This window comes from Streptomyces cucumeris, assembly GCF_024295805.1.
Lineage (GTDB): Bacteria > Actinomycetota > Actinomycetes > Streptomycetales > Streptomycetaceae > Streptomyces > Streptomyces cucumeris.
Genome location: NZ_JANCLX010000014.1, coordinates 1 through 15,297 on the forward strand (window position 1 = coordinate 1; position 15,297 = coordinate 15,297).

15 protein-coding genes are annotated in these 15,297 nt (G+C 61.7%); 4 read left to right on the forward strand and 11 right to left on the reverse strand.

The features are described 5' to 3' along the window. Window positions 1-29 precede the first annotated feature (29 nt). The 4 genes from NMK44_RS20840 to NMK44_RS20855 form a co-directional block, all read right to left on the reverse strand. Window positions 30-515, reverse strand: a complete 486-nt coding sequence (locus NMK44_RS20840; protein ID WP_254745272.1) for a hypothetical protein — start codon at window positions 513-515, stop codon at window positions 30-32. Between the two features lies 1 nt (window position 516). Then, window positions 517-1,605 carry a hypothetical protein gene (locus NMK44_RS20845; RefSeq protein ID WP_254745274.1) on the reverse strand — a complete coding sequence of 363 codons (1,089 nt, stop codon included), beginning with the start codon at window positions 1,603-1,605 and terminating at the stop codon, window positions 517-519. A gap of 56 nt (window positions 1,606-1,661) precedes the next feature. Then, window positions 1,662-3,395 (reverse strand): hypothetical protein, encoded by a 1,734-nt coding sequence (locus NMK44_RS20850; RefSeq protein WP_254745276.1) that lies wholly within the window; start codon window positions 3,393-3,395, stop codon window positions 1,662-1,664. Between the two features lie 350 nt (window positions 3,396-3,745). After that, window positions 3,746-6,115, reverse strand: coding sequence for a hypothetical protein (locus NMK44_RS20855; RefSeq protein WP_254745277.1), 2,370 nt, complete (start codon window positions 6,113-6,115; stop codon window positions 3,746-3,748). Window positions 6,116-6,512: 397 nt separating this feature from the next. Between NMK44_RS20855 and NMK44_RS20860 the strand changes: the two genes are divergently transcribed. Both NMK44_RS20860 and NMK44_RS20865 read left to right on the forward strand, forming a co-directional pair. Beyond that, window positions 6,513-6,884, forward strand: coding sequence for a hypothetical protein (locus NMK44_RS20860; RefSeq protein ID WP_254745278.1), 372 nt, complete (start codon window positions 6,513-6,515; stop codon window positions 6,882-6,884). Window positions 6,885-7,147: 263 nt separating this feature from the next. Further along, window positions 7,148-7,543, forward strand: a complete 396-nt coding sequence (locus NMK44_RS20865) for a hypothetical protein (RefSeq protein WP_254745279.1) — start codon at window positions 7,148-7,150, stop codon at window positions 7,541-7,543. Between the two features lie 613 nt (window positions 7,544-8,156). Here the strand turns inward: NMK44_RS20865 and NMK44_RS20870 are convergent. Further along, window positions 8,157-8,717, reverse strand: coding sequence for a class I SAM-dependent methyltransferase (locus NMK44_RS20870; RefSeq protein WP_254745280.1), 561 nt, complete (start codon window positions 8,715-8,717; stop codon window positions 8,157-8,159). A 223-nt stretch (window positions 8,718-8,940) separates the two neighbouring features. Here NMK44_RS20870 and NMK44_RS42710 point away from each other — a divergent pair, with 223 nt between their 5' ends. Further along, window positions 8,941-9,351 (forward strand): RyR domain-containing protein, encoded by a 411-nt coding sequence (locus NMK44_RS42710; protein WP_374215312.1) that lies wholly within the window; start codon window positions 8,941-8,943, stop codon window positions 9,349-9,351. Here the strand turns inward: NMK44_RS42710 and NMK44_RS20875 are convergent. From NMK44_RS20875 to NMK44_RS20885, 3 genes are read right to left on the reverse strand one after another with little or no spacing between them, the layout of a single operon-like run. Continuing rightward, a complete protein-coding gene (locus tag NMK44_RS20875) occupies window positions 9,322-9,897 on the reverse strand; it encodes a hypothetical protein (protein ID WP_254745281.1) in 576 nt (191 codons plus the stop codon). The genes NMK44_RS42710 and NMK44_RS20875 overlap by 30 nt on opposite strands. A 38-nt stretch (window positions 9,898-9,935) precedes the next feature. After that, a complete protein-coding gene (locus NMK44_RS20880) occupies window positions 9,936-10,085 on the reverse strand; it encodes a hypothetical protein (protein ID WP_254745282.1) in 150 nt (49 codons plus the stop codon). Between the two features lie 18 nt (window positions 10,086-10,103). Continuing rightward, window positions 10,104-11,000: a M4 family metallopeptidase gene (locus NMK44_RS20885; protein ID WP_254745283.1), complete on the reverse strand. Its 897-nt coding sequence runs from the start codon at window positions 10,998-11,000 to the stop codon at window positions 10,104-10,106. A 116-nt stretch (window positions 11,001-11,116) separates the two neighbouring features. Here NMK44_RS20885 and NMK44_RS20890 point away from each other — a divergent pair, with 116 nt between their 5' ends. Next, window positions 11,117-11,515: a hypothetical protein gene (locus NMK44_RS20890; protein ID WP_254745284.1), complete on the forward strand. Its 399-nt coding sequence runs from the start codon at window positions 11,117-11,119 to the stop codon at window positions 11,513-11,515. 187 nt (window positions 11,516-11,702) lie between these two features. Here the strand turns inward: NMK44_RS20890 and NMK44_RS42075 are convergent, their stop codons facing one another. From NMK44_RS42075 to NMK44_RS42715, 3 genes are all read right to left on the reverse strand, one after another. After that, complete coding sequence (locus tag NMK44_RS42075; RefSeq protein WP_302888481.1) at window positions 11,703-12,815, reverse strand: tyrosine-type recombinase/integrase; 1,113 nt, start codon at window positions 12,813-12,815, stop codon at window positions 11,703-11,705. 144 nt (window positions 12,816-12,959) lie between these two features. Further along, entirely contained in the window at window positions 12,960-13,424 is a 465-nt protein-coding gene (locus NMK44_RS20900) for a hypothetical protein (RefSeq protein ID WP_254745287.1), read from the reverse strand. 498 nt (window positions 13,425-13,922) lie between these two features. After that, on the reverse strand, window positions 13,923-14,612 hold the full coding sequence (locus NMK44_RS42715; RefSeq protein WP_374215313.1) for a GntR family transcriptional regulator: 690 nt from the start codon (window positions 14,610-14,612) through the stop codon (window positions 13,923-13,925). Between the last annotated feature and the right edge of the window lie 685 nt (window positions 14,613-15,297).

Sequence of the window (15,297 nt, forward strand, 5' to 3'; positions counted from 1 at the left end):
CAGGGCGGTCATATCTCAGAAGCCTCCTTTCAGGATCCGGTGGCGGCCTTGTCGGGGACCGCGTTCGTGTCGCCTGGCACAGGCTGGACGATGTTGACGATGGGCACCCCGTCGTGGGTCTGACCGAGAATGACACCGAAGGGGTCGGAGTTGGACGAGGTGGTGAGCGTCGCGCGGTTGGACCCGTTCGCCGCCACGAGGAAAACCGGCGTACCGGATCCCTTGGTCTCCGCATCCCAGCCGGTAACCGGGAAGGCGAATGCCCCGGCAAGGGCAACCGAGGCCCAGCCTGGCTTCAGCGAGTTCGCCGGGTTGCCGGTCTGGGTGACCGTGGTGCTTCCAACGGAGTAGGAGATCGGCTTGCCTCCCACCTCCTGGACGAAGCCCACGATCGAACCGACCTTCACCGGATCTCCGGGGAGAGTCGGATCGGCGTTGACGTCCGGGTTGTTGCCCCGCAGCGGCAGGGGGAGGGAGACCCACTGTCCGTACTTGAAGACTTCGTTCTTGGCCATATCAGAGAGCCCCTCCCGCCAGGAGGTCCCGGATCTCCGCGAGATCACTGTCGGACGTGGACGAGAAGGAGGTCGACTCGGTCAGCCCCAGGTGAGAGGACTCCCGATGCTCCGCCGACAGGGCGCCCCTCTCGGAGTCGCGCATGACCTTCTTCAGGTACTCGCGCTCGTGATTGATCTGCTCGTGCAGATCCTGGCCCGGCTGCCACCCCTTCGCGAGGCGGATCATGGAAGGCACCGGCAGACCGGCCTCGAGGAGCTCGGTCAGGACATCGCCCAGGTGCTTGGACTCGGCCATCTTCTGGTCGGTCTTCTCGGCCCGGTCGCGGAGGAAAGTGACCGTCTCGTTGAGGTTCTGATTCTGACGGGCCTGCTTCTCCGTCTCGCGGTGCGCTTCCTTGAGCTGCTGCGACATGCGTGCAACATCAACCGAAAGCTGCTCGATGCGGTCGCCCAGGGTGTCCTTCATGGAGGCGACTTCGGAGAGGAGGGCGCCCGTTCCGATAGTGGATGGGATGGTGGCGGCGCTGCCCTGGGAGGCAGCCCCGTCCTTCTCTGCCGGAGGGGACTCCGACGTGGCCGACTCAGTCATGGAGACGAGCCTTCCTCCCGCTCCAGCGCGGGTGACGAGGTCAACGGAAAGTCCCTCGGAAATATGGCGAACCACTCGCCCCGAGGGGGTTTCTTCAATCTGGCCAGCCGCTCGAATCGACAGTCCTACGATCCGGGCAAGTTCGCTGACCAGAGGCTTGGCACTCTCGGTGAATTGGATCCGGGAAAAGAGCCCCCGGCCTTCCAGTCCCTCCTCGAATGCCGCATCGTCGAGCAGGTAACCGGCGATGTCCCGGACGCTGCGCTCAGGGCGTTCGACTTCTTCGGAGCCCGTTGGGTGATCGAAGTAGACGTGCGTCCCGGCGGGGAAAGCCCTCGAGCCGTCCCGCTGAAGCACCTCTGCTGGGTAATACCCGCTGGACCCCTGGATGTCGGCAGCAATGAGGAAGGCGCGCCAGATTCCCTTGTCGGCGGACTGGGGGTCCACTGACAGGATGGCGGACTCCCTCAGTGTTTCCGGATTCATGCGCTCCCTCACCCATCAACGATGAGCACAGCGTAATAGCATCCGACCCTAAAAGTCCCAACCAGATTCTATTCTGTTCCTTCATCTCGCAGTTCATGGTCTCCGCGAGACATTGGATCCGGTTGTTTCGGCGCAGCAGTTGATCGAGAGTTTCCCGCCTTCAGGGGGCCCGGTGCTCCAGGGCCACCCGTGCCTCCAGGGTGGGTTTCTCCCGAATTATTGCCGGGTTTTCCCGGATTAATCGAGGGATTGGGTTTCGGGGTACCCTGGGCTGTGCCTCCCACGATATGCGGAAGATTTTCGAGCTTCGGAACCTTCCGGTCGAAGTCTTCCCACTTGTCGCGCCAGGCATCAACCACCATGGCGCGGGCTTCTTCGGCAGAGAACAGTCCCAAGCGGATCGCCATATCGAGCGCCTGCAAGCGTCGATGGATAGGCTCCTCGGAAATCTCGGGCCAGCGCAGGCGGACCTTCAGGCCAAGCGCCCGAAAGATGGTGCGGAACGTTTCATTCATGATTTTCTGGCGTGCCTGCATTACCAGAATTGTCGACGTATCCAGAGAGGTGGCTGCGGAATTGGCTGCGATCGAGGGATCTTCGAGCAGAGCCGGAAGGGGCACGTCGAGGGCAGCCGCAATCATCGCAGCAAGGGGGCGACCGGAGTCGAAGTCCACCTTTGTATTGCCGCCGACCGCCGCGAGATCCTGACCGGCCCCAAGGACGGCGGAGGCGCCGACGTTCAGCGGGGCCCCCGTTGCGGGGTCCGAGCGCGGAGCCTGCGACATTGCGGAGGCAGTGCGCCGAACGGAGCGTGAACGGTCAGCGGTCACCTTCCAGGCAAAGCGCGCATAAGCCTTGCTCAGCGTCGCGCAGTTTTCCAGGTACTCCTTGTATGCCTTCGTCCACCACACGGCGGGAAGCACGTCCGGGACACCCCAGCGCCAGCCGACCAGCCTGTTCAGGGGGACATGCACCAGCACCTTCGTGTTGTCGACGGGGTCGCCAGCAATTTTCGAAGCAGCCCGATTGCGCCCCGCCGCCCGCAGACCGGCGGGTGTCGGGTACCAGACGTCCTTGAATGCGAAATTCGCCGAGCCCTGCGAGTCGCCTTCCCGGTCGGCCCGTATCCAGCTTCGCCCCCGCGCTGCGGCCTTTGGCGCCGTGATCGGCGTCAGATCTGCGCTCGCCCCGAAGTCCAGCTCGAGGTCCCAGTCATTCCATGTGCGGCGGATATACAGCAGGCGCTCACGGTTCCCCTTCTGGCTGACACCTTCGGTGACTTCTTCGAAGGGCACGCGCAGAACCTCTTTGGTTCGCCGGTCCACCAGAAAGAAGAGGTTGCCGTCCGTCGCGGCTGAGGATTCTAGTTCAAGCTGGGCCAGGGTTCCGGTCAGGACTTCATCGATGCCTTCCGGGAGCTCCGGCTCCAGATTCACCGTCCTTGGCCGCCCCGGTCCTTGGATGAATTCCTTCGGGACGACCGATACGCCTGACCCCCATATGTACGCCGTGCGGACTTTGAGCGCCCGTTCCACGAGAGGGTTCACGGTCGCCACGGCGCGGCACAGTTCGCTTGCGTGATGGAGGGCGTCCAGAGTGAAGGAGTTTGCCCCCTCGGACGTTCCCATCAAGGGACGCCAGCCGATGTCCTCCAGGGCGAGCTGGGCTCGACCGAACTCTCCGGCTTCGCGCATCTCATCCGTGATCATCCCCGTCAGTTCGTCATTGCGGGTCTCGAGATTGTTCACGAAGGTCTGGATTTCCGTGAGTGACATCTCTTTGAGGGGCTTGGACATCTGCATGGGCTCACCTTAGCTGCCTGTTTGGCGCCGTACAGATGGGTGAGACAGCTTTCGCTGGAGTGATTTTGCTTCTTTTTCCAGCATTGGCACTGCGTCGTCACATGAGTCGGCGAGATGCTTGAGGGTCCGATCCCGGGCCGGGCAAGAGGGCGCGGATTTCATCAACTCTCTTGCCAGGGTGAGATACATTTTCTCAACCTTGCCTCCGCCCCGGACTCTGGCGGCAATGCGGCGCAAGGCTGCTTCCGACCTGTCGTACATATAGGCCCTCACGGGAGAGTGGTCAATGCGCGAAGAAACACGAGTTCAAGGATCTCAAGACAGGGGGAGTCGCAGGCCACCCCTGAGGGTCAGTACGGGGAGATCGTGGTCTCGCTGATCATCTCCCAGTCGGCTTCGTCCAGGGACCCAGCTATGTTTTCCGCTGTTTCTGCGACGACATCCCCAACCTGAAGACCGTCGGCTACCGGGGCGGTTGCGTACGCCACGGCGTCGGCGAGGTCGGGGGAGCGGCCGTACTCTGAGCGCATCGCCTCCTTTGAGGCGATCAGCAGGCGACCGTTCTTGATCTGATAGAAGACCATTTTCAGATCGTCTGCGATCTTCTCCTCCGGGTCGATCAGCGTTACCGACCCGTTGCGCATCTTCTGGCGAAGCTGGTCGAACCAGTAGGCGCGGGCGTTGTAGAACCCGTAGACGGAGCCCCCCACGTCCACCGGGGGAGATGCGGAAGCCTGCATCTCGTACACCGTGAACCACGACTCCGGGAGCAGGGCGGCACGCGCATTGAGGGTGTCGATGACACCAGCGCCCAGACCTACGCCATCCACACGGATCTCCACCCACGGCGCATTGCGTTCCTCCTTGAGCCGCTCGGCGATCTCCAGCACCTTGTATGCGGAGGAGACCGTGTCGGCGCCCGACCAGGAGTCTTCGATCTGGGCCGTCACGCCCGAGTAGGAGGCGACTACGGTCTTGTCGGAGCCGAACCGGGCTACGTCGACGCCGAGTCGCAGGATCGAGTACTTCGAGGGTGCAGGGGGTTCGTCAATCGCGTCCGCGATCACTGAGGGAGAGAACAGAGATGACTGGCTCTGTTCCGGAAACTTCGCTTCGACCTTTGAGATGTAACGGGGATCCTTCTCCCCCCAGTCGGCGCGACGCTCCGCCTCCCAGTCGCGCGACACAAGAACCTCATTGAGTAGGCGCGGCACCGTCTCGCCCGTGAAGTTCGGGGTGGTCGACGCCGGGATCGAGATGCGGTTCCAGAGGTGCGCGGTCTTCCCCTCCAGGAAGTTCTTCCCGAAATCCGTGTTCCTGTCGTCAGGGTTTCCGATCGCCAGGATCCGGCAGCCCACGTTCGTGGTGATGGCCTCGACGCCGGTCCAGATCTCTTCCGGCACCCCGCATGCTTCGTCAAGGAGTGCGAGAACGAACCGACGGTGGATACCATGGAAGCTGTGCCGGTCACCCTTGGCGGGCTTGCGGCCGAAACCGACGATCTGGCCATCTGTCAGTTTCCACTCGTCCGCCTGGGTGACTCGGCCAGGCATCGGATACTCCCCGATGCCAGCGTTCGAGTGATGCTTGCGGATCTCTTCCCACAGAATCTTGTTGACCTGCGCATATGTGGGTGCGGTCGACACAACGATCGCCTGCCCCGGGGGCTTCGTGGACACCCACCAGCACGCCAACACTGAAGCGATCATGGAGTTGTGCGTGGGTATACCCCGCTCACCGCACAGGTACAGGTGATCCGGGGCGTCGACCTGGATGCACTGCACGCGCCGCTCGCCCACCGGCTTGACCGAGATCACCCGCCACCCGTCGTCGCCCCAGCTTCCCTGCATCCTCAGCAGGTGCGACAGCGCCACGGCGCGTACGTTGGGGTCCGGCAGCAGGCTCGGGGCGTGTGACCCCATCAGGGCCAGGTGCCGCATTACTGCCCCGTACTGCCGCTCTCGCCGGTAGATCGTGTGCACTCCGATTGATCGCATCCGGTGCCTGATGGCAGATATCTCGTCCGGCTCGTCCAGTCTCGTCTTCCACAGCAGAGACGTCCGGCCGTCAGGGTCAAGCGTGGCCCGATCCCTGAGGAGCCCCTCGATCTCCGTATCGGGCTCCCAGGCCACACCTCGTGCATGTATCTGCGGCACCCGCCCGGGGATGACCGCTACCCCCCTCAGTCGCGCAAGCTCACGTGTCGATAGGATCTGAGCCCGGTGATGCCACAACCCGGTCTCAACGGGTACACCTGCTCGATCGGATTTGATTTGTATTTCAGCCAAGATCTGAAGAGGCAGTACCGGCCACAGGTGATCCCCGGAAGCGATGATCTCTTCGATTGCTCCGCAACGTTCCAGCCGAATCTGATAGGTATCGGCCGTGTGTACGCCCGTCGTCGCCGCGACAGTGACCGGCGTGCCACCGGAGCCGAGCACCTCCATGCCCTGCCGTATGTCGCCCATCGCAACCGGCCCATTGGGCGTGTGAACCGGTTCGTCGAGCGCCAGCGCCTTACCCGTGCCATGACAAGAGGCAACAATTGTCCTTTTGTTCCGTATGAGCGATTCGCAGATATCCTGCTGCTTGCTCCACAGATGCACCCCTAGGACATCTTTCGCCCAACCTGCGGGATCGTTTACCCATGCCGCCTGTCGCGCCTGATTGCGGAAGTATGCTTCGGCACCTGCGGCGATCTGCTCTTCCTGCGAGGGCATGCCGCCCCTTTCATGTACGACGCGTACAGCATTCCTCACAGAGGAACATTTTAGGTAACCTTCTAGTGCCCCATCCGGTCGGCACAGTGCAGACTGGATCTCCACTTCCACGGGGCTGAGGACTCGTCACCAGGGCCTGCGCGTACACTTCGCCAGGCCCTTCCTCATGTCTCTACGTCATCCGAGTTGGCTGATGTACACCGATCGAGTCAACTGGACTACTTTCTGTGCTCGTTCTGGACCATCACGGGGTAGGAGGACATCGGCCCAGTCCAGGCACGGAATGAGTGCTGTTGCTGGCAGGGCGTCATCATTGCGTCAGGAGTCACACAGTTCGTGAACTTCGTGGCCACAATCCAACTTTCCTTTCCGGACACTCTGTGCCACTCTTAAAAACATGAGGAACATCGACCCGGAAGCGTGCAGCGTCTGCCAGGGGATCGTTCCAGCCGGTGAGGGGATCGTGGCAGGTTCCGGCTGGGGGATCATCCACCCTGACGCCTGCCCGCGCGCGCAGGCCGGATCCATCCGGCACAAGTCCGCGAAGGCGCACATGAGTCAGGTCCTGAATCTGCTCCGCTACGCTGACGCCAGCCTCGAGGAGATCGAGCGCGCGGTTGCCGGGCTTGCCGCCCTCGTGCGCACCCGCTGGGCCAAGATCGAAGCCTGCGAGCGGATTCTTCTGTGCTCGGTTGCGGTCGCCAACCTGGATCGCCTCGCGGTTCAGGAGTTCCTGATTCAGCTTGAGCCGGAAGAGTCACACGCCTGACGGCAGCCCCAGCATTTCGAGAAGATCAAGGAGGACCCCCTTCGGGTCCTCCTTTTTCGCTGCGTACGACGCAACGTTCAACATCGCTGTTCGGCGACACGATTCGCACTGCCCGCATGAGACTTGCCCGCACTCACGGGGGAGTGCCGTCGATACAGGTGGAGCTATGTCCATGGGATCTTCCTTTCCCGCAGGGTTGCAGATGGCCTAGGTCATGTGGTTCTCTGTAAGGGGGACACACCCCCTTCGGAAAGGACTAAAGGATGAATAAGAGCACTGCGCTCAAGGCTGCCGCTGCGTCTGCCGTTCTCGCGGGAAGCCTTGCCATTGGCGCTCCTGCCGCTTCAGCCGCGGGCTGTCCCGAGGGTCAGGTCAAGACCAGCATGGGCTGCGGAAAGACCTCCAAGGGCACCAACTCGATCTCTTCCGTCACTCCGGCTGTCGGCGTCGACTTCCGTGATGCGAGCGGCAACCGCACCTCCTCGGGGCTCAGCAACAGCGACCAGTTCGAGTGGCTGGGCGGCAAGATGACCGGCAAGGGTGACGACGGCATGCTCATCGAGGTTCGTCAGGTTACGCATGACATGGGCGGATGGGGTCCGCTCTACCAGGGCTGGATTCCCGTCAAGTACACCCAGCTTCCCGGAATGTGGAGCTGACGTGCCCCGGGTCACGGACCCTTCGCGGTGCGGCCCTCCGGGGGCGTCGGACTTCCAAGAGGTCTGTCCCGACTCCAGGCGGTTTGCTGGTTGGACGTATGAGCTGAATGGATCCTTCGCCATCATGGCCCCGAGTGGCTGGTGGGATCGGTCGGGTTCGGTTCCGTTTCCAACTCGCGACAGGGCTGAGCAGTTCCTTCTTCGAGTGGCCAAGGATCCGGCGCGTCTGGGCTTCGGCCCGGTCGTTCCATGGAGCTGATCAATCGCCCCATCCAAGCCTGGCCCTGCCCTCAAGGCGGGGCCAGGCTTGCTTTCCCGCGCCATCGGAGCGTTCAGGAGTCCTCGCGCTCCGGCCAGTGCCAGGTCCCGCCAGCGCGAGCGGGTTGAGGTGCTTCATCGAGCCTGCACCCGCCAGTCTCCAGTGAATGAAAAAACATTCCGCTCGGATTCAGAACGGCCAGGCCAACCGTCATCTCCTCGTCGGAGTCTCGGGGGTCGACAGGGACTTCGGTTACGATCGCGGCTCGACAGACCGAGGGGAACGCTTGGGTTCCGTCTTCGCGTATGGGCGTGCCATGGCTGACGTAGTGAACAATTCGTCCTACGGTGGGCTTCATCGAATCTCCTGGATGAGGATGTCCCGGGTGTCCCACGGGGTGTGCCGTTCCCTCAGGCGGAACATGACGCCTTCTTCGCACAGGTAGGGAATCAGTACCCGTCCTTTGCGTATTTCCTGGTGATCGGTGTTCATGTCGTCACCCATGATCAGTCCGGGCTTCCGGAGTAGGTCCAGGGCCAGCAGGTACTCGCGCATCGTTGCTGACCCCGAATTGTCGCAGTCCAGATAGATGACGTCGAACGTTTCCTTCTCGGCAACCATCCTTGCCATCACCTTCAGGGAGTCCCCGGCGTGGAACGTGCACAAGTTGCCCAGCCCCTCCCGGTCCACCGCCTCCCGGGCCTCTCCAGGGTTCAGGTCGACTCCCACCAGTTCGCTCCCGTGGTGCGCCTTCAGGAGCCGAGCGAACGCCAGGGTTGAATGCCCATCCCCGTCCCGATGTTCTTCGTCAAGGTTTCGCAATACGCCGACCTCCAGCACGCGCAGCGATTCCTTCTTCGTGCTCTCCATGAAAGCAGGCAGTTCTTCGCGGATGATGTCGCCGATGGTCGTCACCCAAAGAGCGTATCTGAGTTGCCTTAAATGAGAGACCGTGCAGTCGGGGTTATCAAAAATAGTGTGTCAGGCACCCCGTGCTCCTCGACCCTCGTCAGGGTTGCCCTGCCTTGTCGACTTACTCCGCGCTCGACTGCACCTCAGAGCCTGCAGCGGTGTGCCGGTCTTCGCTCCTTCGATATCCTGCGGGCGCGCACTCGCTGTCAACCGCCGAGGATCCGCCATGAGGTTCACCCATGAACAGGTCGCACGCGTCATCCATGAAGCGAACAGGGCCGTACAGCAGATCGTGGGAGATCCTGCCCCTTCATCGGAGTGGGCTACCTCCTCTTGGCGTGAGCGTCAGGCCACTACACAGGGCGTCTATCGCGCCCTCGAGGGTCGAACCCCCCAGCAGCTTCACCAGGACTGGTGCGACCACAAAGTCGCTCACGGCTGGCGCTTCGGCCCCGTTAAGAGCGAGCAGGCCAGGACCCATCCCTGCCTTGTTCCCTACGAGGATCTACCGATGGAACAGCGCATCAAAGATGAGATCTTTCTTGCCATCGCCGACATCTTGGCCCCACACGTACAGGTTCCCCGGCGAGCAAACGCCGCAGGGGGGTCAGTCGGTCTCCTCCATGAGCGGCTCTAGCTCGACGGGTCCGGCGCCAGCCCCCATCTTCACTGTGGCTGCCGCGTTTCGCGCGATGGCGTCAGCCGCCATGGCGGGGAACGAGCTGTTCCACATCATCTCGACGGCATCTCTCGACTCCTCCGGCAAGACTTCGACCAGCCTCTCCAGCATCCCCACCCGCAGGGCTTCGATCGATGCGGTTACGAGTTGCGTCTGGGCTTGTGTCAATCGGACCTGCTCATCCCTCAGCCGGTCCTTCTTCAGGTCCATCAGCTCGGTGATCTCTCGGATCGTGTCGATCATGTTCTTCACATTCCGGCCCTGCGTCAGCAGGTCACCGTCCATCACCTGTTGCCACAGGGCCCCGATGACCCGCTCGAGCCGGTTGAGCTGGAGCATCCGCATCTGCACAACGGACATCGACGTCGCCTGATTCTCCAGGTACGACGTCATCCGTTCGTGTACGACCTCGACATCCATCCCCACCCGGGCGGAGATCTGCGCGAGCGTCATGCCCTGGGCTGCATAGTCGACCATCACCTGGGCAAGTGAGTCGTGCGCCATCAGCTCGTCTCCCCTTGAGCGGACCTCACTTCGCTCCCTCACTCTTCCTTGAGTGGCACTCTCTTCACGACCCGAATCCCGTTCTGGTAGATCGGGTGACGACTGCTCTCCAGCAGTCGTTCCAGCCACTCGAGGACCATGCCGTTGTCCATGTCGAGCCTCAGTGTCACTTCCTGGGTGTTCTCCATGCCCCTATGACAGCATGCTCAAATCGAAATACCTACTTCAGACCATGCTTCACGCACGGCCGAACTCAGTCCGCCCGAATGCGTGCATGTTGCCGTCGCCAGGTTCCGGAAGCCAGACCGTGGACCAAGGTCCTGCATGGCCCGTCGCCACATTGCCAGCGGCCTGCCCCAGCTCGGCTCGCCAGTCTTCTCGCAGAGTAGTGCGAAAGCCCGGTTCGGGATCCCGGAGTTAATGTGCACACCTCCGTTGTCCCCCCGAATTTTCTGGTACTGGTCCATGTGGCCTGGCTGTGGATCCCTCCCAAGTATCGGTGAGTCATAGGCCGAGCCGGGGTTCCTCATGTCCCGTACAGCAGAGACGCCATCGAGCATGATCTCCTCTCCGATCCGCCAGTCGGTCTGATCCTGGGCTGTCCACTGCTGCACGCACACACCAAAGACGTCGGCCAGGTGCTCGTTCAGGGCTCCCGATTCACCGGAGTAGAGCAGGCCCGGCCCGAGCGCGACCAGGGCGTGCCCGAATTCGTGGGCCATGATGTCCAGTGACGCCGTGAAGTCCCCGAAGACCTGGCCGTCCCCTTCGCCAAAGATCAGATAGCTCCCATTGAAAAAAGCGTTAGCGTACCCCACTCCGTAGCGCACAACTCCGTCGGGGAACTCGCTGACATCTAGCGCCTGAGAGATGGCGTATGCGTGGCTTGATACCCGGTCCGCCATGTCGTCATTGTCGGTGACGAGCTTTCCGGGGATTGCCGTTCGATTGGAGGCTGAGTAGACCCTGATGGGGCCCCTCACCTTCACCCCGTCTGCCCGCTCGCTTCGCAGAGATGCATCCACCCGGATCCCCGAAGCGAAAGAAGCGTCAGCTTCTGCGACCCTCTTCGCTATATGCGGGGGAATGAAAAAACAGACCATACGGGAAGTCTACGCAGTTTGGGTAGCCATGAAAGATGTGGCGCGTCTGTTCACGCATGACTGGCATCTTTGGCAAGGACCCTGCGCGTAGCCAACTTCGACGATAGGGTGAAAACATGGAACAGGGATGGCAGGTCACCGTGGTTGCCACCGGCCCCTCTTCGCTACCGACGGATGATCAATTTGAAGCACTTCACAAACGCCTCAAAGGGGTCATCAGGCATGATGCCGACACCGGCCGCCTGACGATGGTGTGGCGAGTCATGGCGCCCACGGCCTGGCAGGCCGCGGAGGTGGCCTCACTGAGGGCGGACAACGCCTTGCGGCTCGACCTGGACGGCGAGCCAGAAGTCAAGCAAGTTCACGTCGTTGTCGCTGAGGAAGTCGAAGTTCCTGATGAGTTGAAGCGATTCCTGGGGACCACCGCTACCCTCTGGGTTGGAGCCCCCTGTGCCGGACGGCGGTCACAGTGGGCTCCTTACATTCTGTCGCAACTTGACCCACGGAGGGTGTAAGATTCTCTGTGAGTACAGAGACGTACCCACTCCGCGACTGTGGATCAGGCCAAGAACGGTAGCCACGGCCCCACCCACCCAAACCGTGCGAGCGGCTAGGGCTGAAGTCGATGCTACGAGGGTTGGCGCAAACAAAACCGTCTCCTGCGGGCGGCCACTTTCCTATGGGTGGCCGCCCGCAGCGCGTTCAATCCCCCTGAGCAGCTTCCTCACCTTGGTCGCCGACTTCAGTGAAACGACTCACCAAGTGCCCATACACGCTCGCCGCATCTCTGGCGTGTTGCGCCCGCCGCTTACTCTTCTCCCTCAGCCGGATGTACCGACGCGTCGTCTCGATTGACGAGTGATCTGCGTACTCCTGGATCTCCTCCATGGGTACCCCGTCGTCATGCATGTGCGTCAGTCGGGAAGCTCGTAGCACGTGAGGCGTAAGATCACGACCTGACAGCACCCCGGCCAGTTTGCCCAGTCTGGTGAGGAGGCGGTCGACCGCGTGACGGTCCATGGGGTTGCCGTCATCGTCAACTAGTAGCGGCCCTGAACTTCTTCCAGCTGTGGCGAGTTGAGCCAGTCTCCACAGATCCGACGGAACCTCCCAGGAGCGCCGCTTGTCGCCCTTCCTTCTGAGGTTCAGCTTCTTCTTCTCGCCCTGTTGTCTAAGGTGCGAGAGCTGTGCCTCGCAGCATTCCGTGACTCGGCCCGCCAGTGTGTAGATAAGCACCACAACGAGTGCCTGCCGAACAGTCTCAGCCGCCGCCACAACCGCTTGGAATTCGTGCTTTTCCAGGACCGGGGTGGCGGTGGTTTCGTCATTGGGGTCGATATAGGCGCGGTCATGCTTAGTGACTGGAGAGGCGATTCGTTCTTTCTTCTTCCAGGCCACAAATTTAGTGAAAGACGTCAGGCATGAGAGTCTTCGATTTATGGTTCGCGGGCTGGCACCCTTCGCTTTCTGGATCTTAGTCCAGGTCTCAACCATCCCGGGCGAGATGGCGCCCACATGAAAATGGGAATGCCCACCCAGCTCCCTTGCTACGCCAGCCCATAGGCGAATGTCGTCGGCGTAGTCGCGCTTGGACTGCGTCGCCCGAACTGCCTCGGAGCCTAGCCAGGAGGAAACCAGAACGAAGGTTTCCCGGTCACAAAGTTCGGCCAGCAGGTCCAGGCGGTGACGCCGTTCACCAAGTCGCCGGGTGCGCGGGTCTCGAGGCGCAACCGTTCCGAGCGTGTTTCGCAGCCAGAAAACAGCTTTCTCCGCGCCTTCGCCTTGTGTCACTTCAGCGCGGGGTGGCGGCGTCATCTCATGTGGGGATCTCACGACTAAATAATGGCAATTTCTCGCTAGTTTTCAGGCTATTTTCGCGGGCGATTCGCGCCAAGATCCCCCATTCGACCGGACTACATGAAGCGGGTCCGGCCGAATGGGCAAAGAGGCAGGCGCTTGTCACTCGAGCCGGGCCGTCTTGAGGCGCCCTTCCTCCAGCGCGGCCAACTGGCGCTCGGACGAGAGCTCATTGAGAAACTGAGCCTCTCCCCATACTTCCCGCCGGTAGCGGCTGGCCTCCTCCTCCGTGTTGCCCTTCAGGTGCACCCAGGCCGCATCACACCAGGGATCCCGCCTCAAGAACCGGTGCATCCGGCCATGGTCGAAGCACCACGCGTAGCCGATGGATGGCTCCAGCACGTTCTCCTCCGACCCGGTCAGCCAGGTAAAGCCGAGCCCGGAGCCATCGACCATATCCACGGCGGAAACCCGGAATGACCTACCCCTGACGTCCTCCAGGATCCCGGAGACCCACTTCTTTGCCACTTCCTCGAGCCACAACTCCCAGGCGCCGCCATGAGGCTTCAGCTCTTCCGTGCCGACCTCGACGCGGCGTCCAACGACAGGGCACCCATCCTGCGTCACCCAAACTGAAACGTATCGAGTGTCAGTCACTTCTTCCCCCTTGTTGCGGTGGTCCCGAGCTTGCGATCAGCGCCTACTGCAAGCTCGGCGCAGTACCACGCGAACTTTTTGGTGTAGTCCACATGTCCGACCGCTAGCCGTTCGACGTCTGCGACATTCATTAGCAGGAGTGGCCGCATGCCAGCGTCTTGTCGAATCCGGCAGACCTCCGCAAACATCACGCCCCGCTCAAAGCGAGCCCACTCGCATTCCAGTCCACCGTCAGGGGCGCTAACCAAGCGCTCACGCTTGGGTCGTTCCTCCTGCGCCTTCATGAGTTCGGAGTGAAGGCGGCGGAAGATCTCTTGGAGGGAATGCTTAGGCTGCTGGTTTTCTTCTGGTGTTTGGGGCATCTTTCGTCTTCCCTTTCCGTGTCTTTTCGGTGCTATAGTGGCTCATATTTTGTCAGCCACTGACGGCGTTCGAGGCGTCTTTTACCTTGCGTTTTATCCATTTCTGTTACATGTTTTCCACTAAGAACGGAACCAGGGGATCTCCGTGGTCTTGTCGGGCTCGTTCGGGCCAAATGCGGAGGGCGACGTCTTCATCTGGAGGCTTCGGTCCGCCGAACTCAGCAATGGCGGGCTGCCTGTCGGGACGCTTCGCTCCGTCGCGGAGGATGGCTCGCGCGGAGTCAATCAAGTGTTGATCTGCCTCAGTGGGTCCATTGCCTACGAGGCGACGCGCCGCTGAGAGAAAGGCTTCGCTCATCCAGCGGAGCAGGCTCCGGTCCAGGGTGGTCAGCGTCGACACGTCCACCCTTCGAGGGGGAATCACTTTTTCGGGATCTCGATCGGAGTGTTCCCAGTCGGGATCTCCGCCAACATCCAGTGTTGGGTGGGTAGTTCCTGCGGGGAAGGTCGTGCTGGACAGCGCTCGGCACATGCTTGCGGCTGCCATTACGTCCAGGACTGGGTTCGCCTTCATTGGCGGTCGCTCCAGTACGAACGTCCCTCGACCAGCCTCCCCTCGGGTGAGTCCGGCGCGACGCAGCTTGGCTAGGGCCGAGGCCGCGGTTCCAGTAGCCACACCGTACGAGGACATGATCTTCGATTGAGATGGAAGGGCTTCCCCTGCCCTGATCATTCGTAGATGGATGGCCAGGGCGAGGTCGCCCGCGATCCGCTCGGCAGGTGTCTCTTCTGACATGCCGTCAACCTATCACGCAGACTAGACGGTTCGATAGATTTTCGTGAGCGCTTAATACAGGTTATGCGCTCGACCCCTGGATGATCTTGCATTGATGCTCAACTTGTCGAGGGGGATCTGCCTTCCAGCTGACGATCAGTCAATCGTCAGACCCCCGCCCTCTGGAGTCGCTTCGGGATTGATTCATCCCCCTCGGCCCGTTGTGTCGACCGAGGGCGACCTCCGCTCCAGGTGGTGTGCCCTCAGTCCGCGCCTACGTTATGCGCTTCCGAGAGAGCGATCCTAAGCGCAGCCGCTCGCAGCGCGACCTTCAGTCGCGGGGCTCTGGGGGTTCTTCTGGGTGGAGATCTGCGGGTAGCTGTGCATCGCAATCCGGGCAAAGGTGGGCAACCAGTTCACCCGTTGGTTGAGCATGAACCGCTATCGGCGTGAGGTGGTTACACGCACCCCGGACCCACCTCACTCGCTCAGCGAAACTCAAGACCTCGATCCACTCCCAGCGCTCATCCATGTCGCCGACCGTAGCGCACCGCCAGCGTTTGCGACTCACCCCTGTGGCGACTGTCTGTCATGGCATGCCGAGGTCGTGCGAGTGCAAGGCGAAATCTTGGTGCGAGAGTGGCACGCCGTGGACTGCCCTCAGTTCCAGCAACTCCTCGCCGATGACTGAGGGTTGACGTTCGGA